Raw genomic sequence first — 13,315 nt, forward strand, 5'->3', positions numbered from 1 at the left:
GTCAGCGTAGGGAAACGCCCGCGCCGGCGGGCGCCTTCGGGCGCTTCCGGACGGCGCGGCGCCCGACCGGGGCGGTGTCGCTGGGGGTCTGGAGCAGGGCGGGGTCGAGCATCGCCAGGGCGGCCAGGGAGGCGGGGACCCACATCGTGCGGTCCCAGAGCCCGGGGAACGTCGGCGCGACGCCCATGAACACCCACACGACATAGGTCAGCCGTCGCATCGGGTGGAGGGAGAAGAGCGGTCGGGCCAGCGGGTAGAGGACGAGCAGGTACGCGAGCAGCCCGATCACCCCGGTGGCGACCGCCGCCTCGAGGTAGACGTTGTGGAACTGCTCGACCCCGTCGAAGCCGGACCCGAGGATGGGTGAGCTCCAGAACCGGTCGAACCCGACGCTCAGCGCGGCGTCGCGCACGTTGTCGGACGCGGTCGCGGTCCCTTCCCCAGCCAGCCGGCCGATCGCGGAGCCCTCGCCGCTGAGGCTGACGATCAGCGGCAGGCTGATCACGCCCAGCGAGGCGAGGATCGCGAGGCCGATGCCGGCGAGCGCGGACCGCTCGACGATGGGGACGAGCAGGATGATGACGACCAGCACCACGACGGCGGCACGGCTGCCGCTCATCACGATCGAGGCCATGCTGGTGGCCACGAAGCCGGCCAGGATCACGCGGGTGCGCACGTCCTTGTGGTGGCGGACCAGGTAGAGCACGATCGCGATCGACGTCAGGCCTGCGACGCCGAACGCGTTGGGGTGGTGGGTGAGACCGTCGTAGCGGCCGCCGTACACCGGACCCTCGACGACCGCCTTCATCGTGCTGAGCAGGTGTCCGCCGAGGTAGGACCAACAGAGGATGTCGACGATCTTGTAGTGCGGGCGCCACCACGCCATCACCAGCGGGAGCGCGCCGACGAAGAACAGCCACTGCACCGCGTAGAACGCGTTGACGAAGAGGTTGCCGGTGATCATGACGGCGATCAGGCTGCAGATCGACATCAGCATCAGGCCGAGGATGTAGATCGTCGGCACCTTGAGCCGGTTGCCGACGAAGGTCGGCGCCAGGTGGATGATCGCGGCGATCACGAAGACGTCGGTCGGCGGGACGCCGCCGGTGATGTTCTCGATGCCGCGGTACATCGGCGCGGACGCGAAGGCCGCCATCATGCAGGCGATGCCGGTGGTGCGGGGCCCGACGGTGAGCAGCACGACGAGGTACGCCGCCAGGACGATCGCGACCGCTGCGTAGAGCAGTCCCTGGCTGGCCACGGCGACGAGTGCGGCGGTCAGCAGGAACGCGACGCAGGTGACGATGATCCCCCGGTCCGTCCTCGTGCTCACTGGTCCTCCACTCCCGGCAACGCCCGGAGTCTACGGTGACGCGTCATCCCCCGGCGAAGGGCGGCAGGAACTCGACCGTCGCCCCTGGCTCCACAACGACCGAACCCGGCTCCCGGCTACCGACGGGTCGGTCGCCGACCAGGACGGAGCAGACCGCCAGCACGTCGGCGAACCGGCCACCGGGGTGGCGCGCGACCGCCGCGGCGACCACCTCCGCCAGCGTCAGCGGACCGGTCGTGTCGAGCGCGTCCTCCGCGACGCCCGCTGCCGACCGGGCGGCAGCCCAGTAGCGGACCCGGATGACCTGCGTCTCATTCACCGCTCGCTCCCTTCCGCGTCGTCCGCACGTTTCGGTATCGTGCCCCAAAGGAAAACCGGCCGAGGCCCAGTGTTGCGTTTCGGTCTCTCAACGGCACGTCGTGCCAGTGAGGAGACCCGCGATGAGCACTCTCCTACTCCTGACCAGCGCCCTGCAGCCCTCGGCCGAGGTGCTGCCCGGTCTCGCCCTGCTGGGCCACCAGGTGAAGATCCTGCCCGCCGAGGGCAGTGCGCTGCTCGAGGCCCCCGACTCCGACCTCGTGCTCGTCGACGGGCGCCAGGACCTCGCCGGCTCACGCGACCTCTGCCGGCTCATCCGCACCACCGGCACGGACGTGCCGGTCCTCCTCGTCGCCACCGAGGGCGGGCTCTCGGTCGTCTCGCACGACTGGGGCATGGACGACGTGGTGCTGCACACCTGCGGTCCCGCGGAGCTCGAGGCCCGCATCAAGCTCGCGATCGGCAGGCTCAACGCCACCCGCGACGCGGCCGACCCCGAGGCCCACGTGATCCGCAGCGGAGAGGTCGTCGTCGACGACGCCACCTACACGGCCAAGGTCGGCGGCCGGGTGCTCGACCTGACGTTCAAGGAGTTCGAGCTGCTGAAGTTCCTCGCGCAGCACCCCGGCCGGGTCTTCTCGCGCCAGCAGCTGCTCCAGGAGGTCTGGGGCTACGACTACTTCGGCGGCACCCGCACCGTCGACGTCCACGTGCGGCGGCTGCGTGCCAAGCTCGGCCCCGAGAACGAGACCCTCATCGGCACCGTCCGCAACGTCGGCTACCGCTTCGTGCTGCCGGCCAAGGACGGGGCCAAGGACGCGACGGCCGAGTCCGCCCGCGCGGCCGAGTCCAGCGACGCCTAGAGTCGCGGGCGTGAGCGCGCCCGACCCCCTCGCCGCCATCGCGGCCGTGCGACGGGCCTGTCTCGTCGCCGACGGGCACGACCCGGTCGACGAGGCGGTCCACCTGCGGCTCAAGCACCGCGGCCTGGACGCGACCGACTCCTGGGTCGAGGACGACGGCTTCGCGCTGCGACACGCGGCCGCGCTCGACCTCGCCGTGGCGCCCGACGCCCGCGGCGCCGGGCTGGGCGGGCGGCTCGCCGCCCTCGCCACGGCCGACGACGGCCCGCTCGCGGCCTGGTCGCACGGCGACCACCCCGCCGCGCGCCGCCTCGCCGCGCGCCTGGGGTTCGCCCGCACGCGGGAGCTGTGGGTGATGCGCCGGCCCGCCGCCGTACCGCTGCCGGAGGTGGCCGTGCCGCCGGGCGTGACGATCCGCGGGTTCGAACCCGCGGACGCCGACGCGGTGCTGGCCGTCAACGCCGCCGCCTTCGCGCACCACCCCGAGCAGGGCGCGATGTCGATGGCCGACCTCGAAGAGCGACGGGCGGAGCCGTGGTTCGACCCGGCGGGCCTGCTGCTGGCGGTCGACGAGGACGGCGCGCTACTGGGCTTCCACTGGACCAAGCAGCACGACGCCGAGCACGGCGAGGTGTACGTCGTCGGGGTCTCCCCCGACGCCCACGGGCGCGGTCTCGGCAAGGCGCTCACGATCGCCGGCCTGCGCTATCTGGCCGCGTGCCGTATCGAACAGGTGCACCTGTTCGTTGAGTCCGACAACGAACCTGCGCTCCGGCTCTACTCCGGCCTCGGGTTCACCCACCAGCCCGCGGACACGCACGTGCAGTACGAGCGCACATCCCACCAGCCGCAACCGTCACACGAAGCCCCTTCTCACAGATAGCATCGACCATCATGAGCTCGGTCACCGACGACGAGCCCACGCCTGACGAGCCTGGGCTCGATGAGTCGCGCCGTGGACGCGGCCGCTCGCGCCTCCCCTGGCGCCGTCGGGAGGAGGAGCCCGAGCTCGCCGAGATGGACGCCGAGGAGGTCGAGGCCTTCATCCGGCGCAGCGCCGAGCTCGACGATGCCGAGGAGCCGGACGACCTCGACGACGACCCCGACGAGGCACTCGACCTCGACGAGCCCGAGGACGAGGGGCCGTTCGAGGACATCGCGGGTCGCGTGACCAGCCGGCCGAAGCCGATCCACCGCGAGCAGCCCGACTACGACCAGTTCGCGCCCGACGGCGACGACGACGTCGACTGGTCCTCGCTCGTGGTCCCCGATCCGGCGCCCCGCAGCCGGGCCAGCACCTCCGCCCCCACTCCGGGACCGGCGAGGACCCCCGACCCGCTGGGCGACCCGCTGGCCGACCCGCTGGACGAGACGCTGGACGAGACGTCGGGCGACCCGTTGGGGGATCCGCTGATCGACCCGCTCGACGCCGAGGCGATCGCGGCCGTCGCGGCCGAGCCGCTCCCGGCGGAGTCCCTGCTGCCGCTGGAGCGCGAGCACGTCGAGGTGCCCGAGGGGGGTGAGGCGCTCGCCGCGCCCGACATCGACGCGGCCCGCAAGGTGATCGCCGACGCACTCGACATCGGGTTCGCCGAGCCGCTGCCCGACGCGCCCGCCGGCCGCAAGCTCTGGCCGCGCCGCAAGGGCGACGTCGTCGTCCCCCGACTGACCCCCGCACCCGAGACGCCCGAGGGCGCCGAGGTGCCGCCCGAGCTCGACACCGCCCACACCGAGGCGGTCGCCGCGCTGGCCGCCCAGCTGCGCCGCGACGCGGAGATGGCCGCGGCCGAGCAGGCCGCCGAGCGGCTCGCGGCCGAGGAGGCTGCCGAGCGCGCGGCACGGGCACGCGCCGAGGCCGACCGGCTCGCCGAGGAGCAGGCCGCGCTCGCCGCCGACGCCAACCGCGCCCGCACCGAGGCCGAGGACGTCGCCCGACGCGCCGCCGAGGCCCGCGAGGCCGCCGAGGCCGCCGCCCAGCAGACCGCCGAGCTCGCCAACGCCGAGTCCGCACGCCGTGAGGACGCCGAGCGCAACGCCCAGCTCCAGGCCGACCGCGCGGCCGCCGCGCACGCGGAGCGGGTCGAGGCCGAGGCCTTCGCCCGCCAGCAGGCCGCGCTGGCCGCCGAGGCGGCGTCGGCCCGGCAGGAGGCCGAGATCGCGGCCGAGGAGTACGCCGACCTGGCCCGCCGCGCGCACGAGGAGCGGGCCGCCGCCGAGGACCGCGCCCGCGCGGTCGCCGAGGCCGCCGCTGCCGCGGCCGCCGAGCACGCAGAGTTCTCCCGGCGCATGCTCGAGGAGCGCGAGGCCACCGAGCGCAGCTCTGCCGAGATCGCCGCCGCGCGCGCCGCGGCCGAGGAGTCGGCCCGTCAGCAGGCCGCGCTCGCCCAACAGGCCTACCAGGCGGCCGAGGTCGCCGAGCACCGCGCCCGGGTGCTCGCGGAGGAGGCCGCCACCAGTGCAGCCGTGCACGGTGCCCGCGCCCAGGAAGCGGTCGACCACCGCCTCGCGGCCGAGGCGGCCGCCGCCGAGCACGCCCAGCTGGCCCGCGAGGCGCACGAGGCCCGCGAGGCTGCCGAGATCGCCGCCCAGGAACAGGCCGAGCTGGCCCGGATCGCGCTCGAGACCGCCGAGGCCGCCGAGCAGCGGGCGCAGCAGGCCTCCGTCCGCGCCGAGGAGCAGGTCAACGCCCGTCTGGCCGCCGACGAGTCGGCCGCGCAGCAGGCGCGGGCCGCCGCCGAGGCGCACGAGGCACGCCGGCTCGCCGAGGAGGCCGCCCGCGAGCAGGTCGAGCTCGCCCGCGAGGCCCAGGCCGCGGCCGCCGCCGCCCACGAGTCCGCCGCCGCTCTCGTCGCCGAGGGTCAGGCCGCGTCCGAGGCGTTCGCCGCCGAGCGCGAGGCCGCCTCTGCCGCGCTCGCCGACGCCGAGCGGATCGCCGCCGACGCCAACCAGGCCCGCGTGGACGCCGAGAACCGCGCCCGGGACGCGATGACGGCCCTCGAGGAGTCGTTCGTCACCCAGCAGAGCGCGCTCTCCGCCGTGCAGGCCGAGCTCCTCAAGGCCGAGCAGCAGGCCCTCCAGCACGCCCAGGCGCGCGCCGAGGCCGAACGCATCGCCGCCGAGCAGGCCCAGGCCCGCGCCGAGGCCGAGACCCGCGCCGCCGCACTCGCTCTCGAGATCGAGGAGGCGCGCGCCCGCGCCGCGTCCGTGGCGTCCGCGGCGCCGGTCGTCCCCGAGGTCGTCGAAGAGCCGGAGCCCGAGCCTCAGCCCGAGCCCGAGCCGGAGACCGTGCTGGAGCCGGAGCCGGAGCCGGAGACCGTGCTGGAGCCCGAGCCGGAGCCGGAGCCCGAGGTCGTCGAGGAGCCGGAGCCCGCTGGGCCCACGGCCGCGGAGAGCCTGCTCGACCGATGGGCCGCGATCAAGCAGAACACCGGCTGGGAGGCCACCGCCCCGGTGCCGGCCGAGCCGCAGCCCGAGCCGGAGCGCGACCTCGGCGACCAACCCGACCTCGACGACGAACTGGGCTTGGACGGCGAGCTCGACCTCGAGGACGAGCCACCGGCGGACGGCCCCACGGCGGCCGAGAGCCTGCTCGACCGGTGGACCGCTCTCACCGCTCCTGTGCCCGCGCCCGCGCCGGTCGCCGACGTCGAGCCCGAGGAGCCGGCCCCGCAGGAGCCTCAGCACCGGACCCTGTTCGACCGCTGGAACGCTCTGAAGGAGTCGACGTCGGGCGCGCAGGTCACGCCCGAGCCCGAGCCCGAGCCGGAGGAGCCCCTAGCCGAGGTTGACGAGGTTGACGAGGTTGACGAGGTTGACGAGGTCGACGAGGTCGACGAGGTCGACGAGGTCGAGGACGACGGGTTCGACGTCTTCGACGAGGACTTCGCGGCCGACGATGACGACTTCGAAGACCTGGCCGCGACCGAGATCGAGCCCGAGCCGGAGCCCGAACCGGAGCCCGAACCGGAGCCCGAGCCCGAACCGGAGCCCGAGCCCGAGCCGGAGCCCGAGCTGGTCGGGACCGCGGCCAAGCACACGCCGTACCACTCGCGCCGCGGCAGCGGCATCCTGCCGCTCTTCGCGATCCTGGCGGCCCTCGGCTGCGCGGCCCTCGTGGGCAAGGCGGCGCTCGAGGGCACGCTGCGCGACGACATCCAGTACAACGCGATCCTCAGCGGTGTCACCTTCGTGCTGCTCCTCTACGCGCTCCGCGCGATCGGCAGCACCCGCAAGGTCGACCTCGACGACCACGGTGTGCTCAAGGTCCTGATCGGCGACTACAGCAGCACGTTCGACCTCACCAGCCCGAGCACCCAGATCGAGCAGGTCGGCAACCCCGGCCAGCGGACGTGGAAGATCCAGATCCTGCGCCGCAGCATGGCGCCGGTCGAGATCGACGCGAAGAGCGTGGACCCCCGTACCTTCGTCGAGGCACTGCGGCAATGGCGACCGGACCTGTAGGCGAGTCCCCCGTGGACTCGCTGGAGGCCGAGCGCGACGCCCTCGCCGCGCGGTGCGCCGAGGCGGAGCAGCTGCTCGAGGAGGCGATGACCGAGCTCGCCGCCGCCCAGCAGCGGATCGTGGAGCTCGAGGCCACGGTCGCCGCCGACGAGCCCTTCTCGATCTTCGACAGCAGCGGCGACGACCTGCGCCCCGCCGGTGGCTTCGCCCGCGACGGCAGCGACCCCCGCGTGCTGTCGATGCTGCTGGCCGCCACCGCCGTCGTCGCCGGGCTGGTGGCGCTGCTCGCGCTCCTCAACGGCAACCTCGGCACGCCGTTCGGGTTCGCGATGGTCCTCGCCACGCTCGCGCTCGCCTGGGCAGCGGCTCGCACGCGCGTGCAGTCGGTCGAGGTCAGCGTGTCGAACGGCGTCGTGTACGTCGAGCAGGGCGAGTCCAAGCACCGCTTCGACCTGCGCAACGAGGGCACCCGGCTGGAGATGCAGGGCTCGCCGGGCGACAGCTACTGGCAGGTGAGCTTCCAGCGCCGGGGGCTGGACCCCTTCGTGATCGACGGCGACATGGTCGACGCGGAGGAGTTCGTCCGGCAGCTGCGGGAGTGGCGACCGGACCTCTGAGGGTCCCTGCCTCAGACGAGGGCCGCGCGCAGCCGGCCGGCCAGCTCCTCGACAGCCGCGCGCGGGGCGGTGCCGACGCCGACGATGTTGAGGAAGCCGTGGATCAGGCCGGGGTGCCGCTGCAGCTCGACCTCGACGCCCGCCTCGGCGAGCCGGCGCGCATAGTCCTCGCCCTCGTCGCGGAGCGGGTCGAAGCCGGCGGTGACGACGTACGCCGGCGCCAGCCCGGCCGGGATCTCCGCGTCGACCACGGACGCCCGCGGGTCGAGGAGGTCCTCCTTGGTCTCGAAGTGGCTGCGCTCCGCGCGGTCCATGAACTCGCGGGTCAGGTAGAAGCCCTCGCCGAAGAGCTCGAGGCTGCGGTTGTCGCGGTCGAGGTCGGTGCACGGGTAGATGAGCAGCTGCCAGGCGAGCGGCAGGCCCTCGCGCGCGGCCGTCAGCGCGGCCGAGGCGGCCAGGTTGCCACCGGCGGAGTCGCCGCCGATGGCGATCCGCGCCGGGTCGGCACCCAGCGCGTCCGCGTGCTCGTGCACCCAGCGCACGGCCGCGTCGATGTCGTCGTGCGCCGCCGGGAAGACGTGCTCGGGCCCGAGCCGGTAGGTCAGCGCGAGGACCGGCACGCCGGAGAGCTCGGCCAGCACGCGGCACGGCGCGTCGTGGGTGTCGAGGTCGCCCTCGATGAAGCCGCCGCCGTGGACGAAGAGGAACAGCGGCCCGGGTCCCGCGACGGCCGGGCGGGTCGGCAGGTAGTGCCGGGCCGGGCGCCCGGCGACGCTGAGCTCGCGGGTCTCCCCGATCGGCTGGGTGCCGCCCACCAGCGCGGTCTCGCTGCGCATCGCCCGGCGCATCCGCTCGATCGGCACCTCCTCGTCGCGCCGGCGCACCAGCGACTGCAGCACGAGCATGACCTGCAGGTCGGGAGCCAGGGTCTGCCCGTCGACGACGACTGGGCGCAGTCGGGCGAGGTGCTGGAGCGGGGTGGACATCGCGGCGCGCAGGGCGAGGCGCTCGGCCACGGCATAGGGGTTCACGCCGACCAACGGTAACTGTCAGTCAGATGACTTGCACTTCGCCGACGCCATCTCCCGTTCACCCAGCGGTGCCACACTCTGCGCATGCCGCACGAGCACGCTGACGCCGCGGGCGCCGACCCTGCCGGTCCCGCGCACGACGGGACGCCCCCGACGCTGGCCGCCGTGCCGTCGTACGCCCCGACGGAGGTCGACCTCGAGGCCATCGCCGAGGTCGCCGACCGGTTCCTCGACCGGGAGCTCTCGTGGCTGCGGTTCAACCAGCGGGTGCTCGAGCTCGCCGAGGACGACAGCCTGCCGCTGCTCGAGCGCACCCGCTTCCTCGCGATCTTCACCAGCAACCTCGACGAGTTCTTCATGGTCCGGGTCGCCGGGCTCAAGCGCCGCATCGCGACCGGGCTGGCCGTGCGCGCCGTCTCCGGCCTGATGCCGCGCGAGGTGCTCGAGACCATCTGGAAGGAGGCCGACCAGCTCTCCCAGCGCCAGGCGGAGGTGTTCCGCGACCAGGTCGCACCGGCCCTGCTCGAGGAGGGCATCGAGCTGGTCCGCTGGGGCGACCTCGACAAGGACGAGCAGCGCGCCTGCAAGCGCCTCTTCAAGGAGCGCATCTTCCCGGTGCTGACGCCGCTGGCGGTCGACCCCGCCCACCCGTTCCCCTACATCTCGGGGCTCTCGCTCAACCTCGCCGTCGTCGTGCGCAACCCCCGCACCGGCAAGCAGCACTTCGCCCGGGTCAAGGTCCCGTCCAACTTCGACCGGTTCGTGCCGCTGGGCAACGACCGCTTCGTGCCGCTCGAGGACGTCATCAGCGCCCACCTGGAGCGGCTGTTCCCCGGCATGGAGGTGCAGGAGGCGCACACCTTCCGGGTCACCCGCAACGAGGACGTCGAGGTCGAGGAGGACGACGCCGAGAACCTCCTCGCCGCACTGGAGAAGGAGCTGCTGCGCCGCCGGTTCGGGCCTCCGGTGCGACTGGAGGTCGAGGAGTCGATCGCCCTGTCCGTGCTCGACCTCCTGGTCTCCGAGCTCGACATCAGCAGCGAGGAGGTCGTCCGGCTCCCCGGGCCCCTCGACCTCCGCGGGCTGCACGGCATCGCCGACCTGGCCCGCGAGGACCTGAAGTACCCCGCGTTCGTGCCGAGCACCCACCCGCTCCTGGCCGAGGTGGAATCGGCCGCGCCGGTCGACGTCTTCAAGGCGCTGCGCCGCCACGACGTGCTCGTCCACCACCCCTACGACTCCTTCGCCACCTCCGTGCAGCGGTTCATCGAGCAGGCGGCGGCCGACCCGCACGTGCTCGCGATCAAGCAGACCGTCTACCGCACCTCCGGCGAGTCCCCGATCATCGACGCGCTCATCGACGCCGCGCAGGCGGGCAAGCAGGTGCTCGCGCTCGTGGAGATCAAGGCGCGCTTCGACGAGCAGGCCAACATCCGGTGGGCGCGCAAGCTGGAGCAGGCCGGCTGCCACGTGGTCTACGGCCTGGTGGGGCTCAAGACCCACTGCAAGCTCGCCATGGTCGTGCGCGACGAGCCCGACGGCATCAAGCGCTACATCCACATCGGCACCGGCAACTACAACGGCAAGACGGCACGTTCCTACGAGGACCTCGGCCTGCTGACGACCAACGAAGCAATCGGCAACGACGTCGCCCACCTCTTCAACAACCTGAGCGGCTGGTCGCGCAAGGCGCGCTACGACGAGCTGTTGGTGGCGCCCGACTCGGTGCGCGCCGGCCTCGTCGACCAGATCCACGCGGAGATCGCCCACCACCGAGCCGGGCGGCCGTCGGGCATCCGCTTCAAGGTGAACTCGATCGTCGACGAGCAGCTCATCGACGCCCTCTACCTCGCCTCGCGCGAGGGGGTGCCGGTCGAGCTGCTGGTCCGCGGCATCTGCGCGCTGCGCCCGGGCGTCCCCGGCCTCTCCGAGAACATCACCGTGCGGTCGATCCTCGGGCGCTTCCTCGAGCACAGCCGGATCTTCTGGTTCGCCGGCGGCGGCGACCCCGTGGCCTGGATCGGGTCGGCCGACATGATGCACCGCAACCTCGACCGCCGCGTGGAGGTGCTGGTCAGGCTGCCGACCGAGGAGAGCCGGGTGGAGGTGCAGACCCTGCTCGAGCAGGCGTTCTCCGCGGACACCGATGCCTGGGTGCTCGGACCGGACGGCGAGTGGGTCCGGCACCCCGGTGCGGTGCACCTGCAGGAGTTCCTGATCGAGCGGCACCGCAGCCGCCGAGGCTGACTCCGAAGGTGGACGGCAGGTGAACAACGGGTGACGAGCCCGTGGCCGCCCGCTCACGGTGTCCGGAGTCACGCCTGATCACCCCACGACAGGTTTGGCAGCAGGCGATGTTCACCCCCTAGCATGATGGCGTTCGTCTCCACCTCAACGGGAGTCACTGTGGGTCTGCGTCTGCGTCCGGTCGACACGTCGTTCTACGACTTGTTCAGCAAGTCGGCCCAGCACCTCGTCACCGGGGCCGAGCTCCTGGCCGAGATGCTCTCCGAAACCTCTGACAACGACGACGTCGCTCGCCGGATGCGCGAGGCCGAGCACGCCGCCGACGAGACCACCCACGAGATCGTGCGGAAGGTCAACAGCACCTTCGTCACGCCGTTCGACCGGGAGGACATCTACAACCTCGGGTCCGGCCTCGACGACGTCATGGACATGATGGACGAGGCCGTCGACCTGATCCTGCTCTACGAGGTGGTCGCCATCCCGGCCGAGTTCTCCGAGCAGGTGAGCATCCTCCAGCGCTGCGCGGAGCTGACCGCCGAGTCGATGCCCAAGCTGCAGTCGATGAAGGGGCTCGACGACTACTGGATCGAGATCAACCGCCTCGAGAACGCCGGCGACAAGTTCCACCGCCGCACCCTCGCGAACCTCTTCTCCGGCGAGCACAAGACGATCGAGGTGCTCAAGCTCAAGGACGTGGCGGAGTCCCTCGAGGGCGCGATCGACGCTTTCGAGAAGGTCGCCAACATCGTCGAGCAGATCGCCGTCAAGGAGTCCTGAGCAGGTGGAGCTCGCGATCCTGATCGCGTTGGTGTGCATCGCCCTGGCGTTCGACTACACCAACGGGTTCCACGACGCCGCCAACGCGATCGCCACGTCGGTTTCCACGCGGGCGCTGACGCCACGGATCGCGCTGACGCTCGCGGCCGTCATGAACTTCATCGGCGCCCTCATCGGCACCGAGGTGGCGCACACCGTCGCCGACACGATCGGCGCGATCAACGGCAGCCACGGACTGCTCATCGTGCTCGGTGCCCTGGTGGGCGCCATCACGTGGAACCTCATCACCTGGTACTTCGGGCTGCCGTCCTCCTCCTCCCACGCGCTCATCGGCGGCCTGGTCGGCGCGGGCATGGTCGGTGGCGCGACGGTCAACTGGACCACCATCAAGGAGAAGGTGCTGATCCCGATGGTGGCCTCGCCCATCATCGGCTTCGCCCTGGCGTTCGCGCTGATGATGCTGTTCCTCTGGGTGCTGCGGAAGCGCAACCCGCACGCCATCAACCGCAACTTCCGCGCGCTCCAGGTCTTCTCCGCGGCCGCGCTCGCACTCGGTCACGGCCTGCAGGACGCGCAGAAGACGATGGGCGTCATCCTGCTCGCCCTCGTCACCTACGACCCCGAGCGCTTCGACATCGACCACCTCCCGATCTGGGTGATCCTCGCGGCGGCCGGCGCGATCAGCCTCGGCACCTACTCCGGCGGCTGGCGCATCATGCGCACCCTCGGCCGGAAGATCATCAAGCTCGACCCTCCGTCGGGCTTCGCCGCCGAGACGGTCGCCACCAGCGTCCTCTACGTGATGGCGATCCACTTCAAGGCTCCGGTCTCGACGACCCACACCATCACCTCCGCCGTGATGGGTGCCGGCGCGACCCGCGGCCGCGGAGCGGTGCAGTGGAACATGGCCGGCACGATCCTCATGGCGTGGGTGCTGACCTTCCCCTGCGCCGGCCTCGCCGCCGCAGCGGCCTACGGCCTGCTCAACGGCGTCCTGCCGGTCTGACGGCCGGCACCCCGGCTCACACGGTCAGCGAGTAGCCCCGGCCACGGATCCGTCGTACGACGGCCGCGGAGCCCAGCCGCCGGCGCAGCCGTGTCACGTGCATGGCGATCGTGTTGCCACCGGGCCGGGTCTCCTCGGTACCCCAGAGCGCCTCGCGGAGCTCGTCGTCGGTCACCACGCCGGGCGCGCGCAGCATCAGGGCGCGCAGCAGCTCGAACTCCTTCAGCGGCAGGTCGGCGATCCGCTCCCCCGCGATGAGCACCCGGTAGGCCGCCGCGTCGAGCTCGATCGGACCGACCGCCACGCGCGCGTGGTCCTCCAGGGAGCGCGAGGAGTGCCTGAGCAGCTCCCACAAGCGGTCGGCGGTGAACGGCCGGGCGGCGATCACGCACAGCGTGCCGTGCCGTCGTACGACCGAGGCGAACTCCACCACCCCCATCCCGGGAGCGTCCGGCGCGACGACGACCGTGTGCGGGTCGAGGCGGCCGTACTCGACGAGTCCGTCCACGGTGGTCGCGACCCGCGTGAGGTGGACCCCCCGTCCTGCCATGGCATCGGCCAGCTCGGCATCCTCCGGCCCGGGGTCGACCAGGAGCAGCTGGGCTCCGACCGTCTCGGGCCACCGGTGGAGGAAGAGGCGACGCCCGGAACGCACGCCCATC

The 13,315-nt window shown here is 72.5% G+C and carries 11 protein-coding genes; 7 read left to right on the forward strand and 4 right to left on the reverse strand.

The annotated features are described in order from the left end of the window. Position 1: 1 nt before the first annotated feature. Both ACAX67_RS13670 and ACAX67_RS13675 read right to left on the reverse strand, forming a co-directional pair. Complete coding sequence (locus tag ACAX67_RS13670; protein WP_370704400.1) at positions 2 to 1,333, reverse strand: O-antigen ligase family protein; 1,332 nt, start codon at positions 1,331 to 1,333, stop codon at positions 2 to 4. 43 nt (positions 1,334 to 1,376) lie between these two features. Continuing rightward, positions 1,377 to 1,652: a MoaD/ThiS family protein gene (locus ACAX67_RS13675; RefSeq protein WP_370704401.1), complete on the reverse strand. Its 276-nt coding sequence runs from the start codon at positions 1,650 to 1,652 to the stop codon at positions 1,377 to 1,379. Positions 1,653 to 1,773: 121 nt separating this feature from the next. Here ACAX67_RS13675 and ACAX67_RS13680 point away from each other — a divergent pair, with 121 nt between their 5' ends. The 4 genes from ACAX67_RS13680 to ACAX67_RS13695 are packed head-to-tail and all read left to right on the forward strand — an operon-like array spanning position 1,774 to position 7,592. Next, positions 1,774 to 2,514 (forward strand): response regulator transcription factor, encoded by a 741-nt coding sequence (locus ACAX67_RS13680; RefSeq protein ID WP_370704402.1) that lies wholly within the window; start codon positions 1,774 to 1,776, stop codon positions 2,512 to 2,514. 10 nt (positions 2,515 to 2,524) lie between these two features. Further along, positions 2,525 to 3,397 carry a mycothiol synthase gene (gene mshD / locus ACAX67_RS13685; protein ID WP_370704403.1) on the forward strand — a complete coding sequence of 291 codons (873 nt, stop codon included), beginning with the start codon at positions 2,525 to 2,527 and terminating at the stop codon, positions 3,395 to 3,397. An 11-nt stretch (positions 3,398 to 3,408) separates the two neighbouring features. Beyond that, a complete protein-coding gene (locus ACAX67_RS13690; RefSeq protein WP_370704404.1) occupies positions 3,409 to 6,975 on the forward strand; it encodes a hypothetical protein in 3,567 nt (1,188 codons plus the stop codon). A gap of 11 nt (positions 6,976 to 6,986) precedes the next feature. After that, positions 6,987 to 7,592 carry a hypothetical protein gene (locus ACAX67_RS13695; RefSeq protein WP_370704405.1) on the forward strand — a complete coding sequence of 202 codons (606 nt, stop codon included), beginning with the start codon at positions 6,987 to 6,989 and terminating at the stop codon, positions 7,590 to 7,592. Positions 7,593 to 7,603: 11 nt separating this feature from the next. Here ACAX67_RS13695 and ACAX67_RS13700 read toward each other — a convergent pair whose 3' ends face one another. Next, on the reverse strand, positions 7,604 to 8,623 hold the full coding sequence (locus ACAX67_RS13700; protein WP_370704406.1) for an alpha/beta hydrolase: 1,020 nt from the start codon (positions 8,621 to 8,623) through the stop codon (positions 7,604 to 7,606). Between the two features lie 84 nt (positions 8,624 to 8,707). Here ACAX67_RS13700 and ACAX67_RS13705 point away from each other — a divergent pair, with 84 nt between their 5' ends. The 3 genes from ACAX67_RS13705 to ACAX67_RS13715 all read left to right on the forward strand — a co-directional run bounded on the left by ACAX67_RS13705 (position 8,708) and on the right by ACAX67_RS13715 (position 12,653). After that, positions 8,708 to 10,870, forward strand: a complete 2,163-nt coding sequence (locus tag ACAX67_RS13705) for an RNA degradosome polyphosphate kinase (RefSeq protein ID WP_370704407.1) — start codon at positions 8,708 to 8,710, stop codon at positions 10,868 to 10,870. 159 nt (positions 10,871 to 11,029) lie between these two features. Next, entirely contained in the window at positions 11,030 to 11,647 is a 618-nt protein-coding gene (locus ACAX67_RS13710) for a DUF47 domain-containing protein (RefSeq protein WP_370704408.1), read from the forward strand. A gap of 4 nt (positions 11,648 to 11,651) precedes the next feature. Then, entirely contained in the window at positions 11,652 to 12,653 is a 1,002-nt protein-coding gene (locus ACAX67_RS13715; protein WP_370704409.1) for an inorganic phosphate transporter, read from the forward strand. A gap of 16 nt (positions 12,654 to 12,669) precedes the next feature. On the opposite strand, the gene ACAX67_RS13720 is transcribed toward ACAX67_RS13715, so the two are convergent. Then, the gene (locus tag ACAX67_RS13720) at positions 12,670 to 13,314 is read right to left on the reverse strand and encodes a winged helix-turn-helix domain-containing protein (RefSeq protein ID WP_370704410.1); all 645 of its coding nucleotides are present in this window, start codon (positions 13,312 to 13,314) and stop codon (positions 12,670 to 12,672) included. Position 13,315: the final 1 nt, after the last annotated feature.

This window comes from Nocardioides candidus, assembly GCF_041321175.1.
GTDB lineage: Bacteria > Actinomycetota > Actinomycetes > Propionibacteriales > Nocardioidaceae > Nocardioides.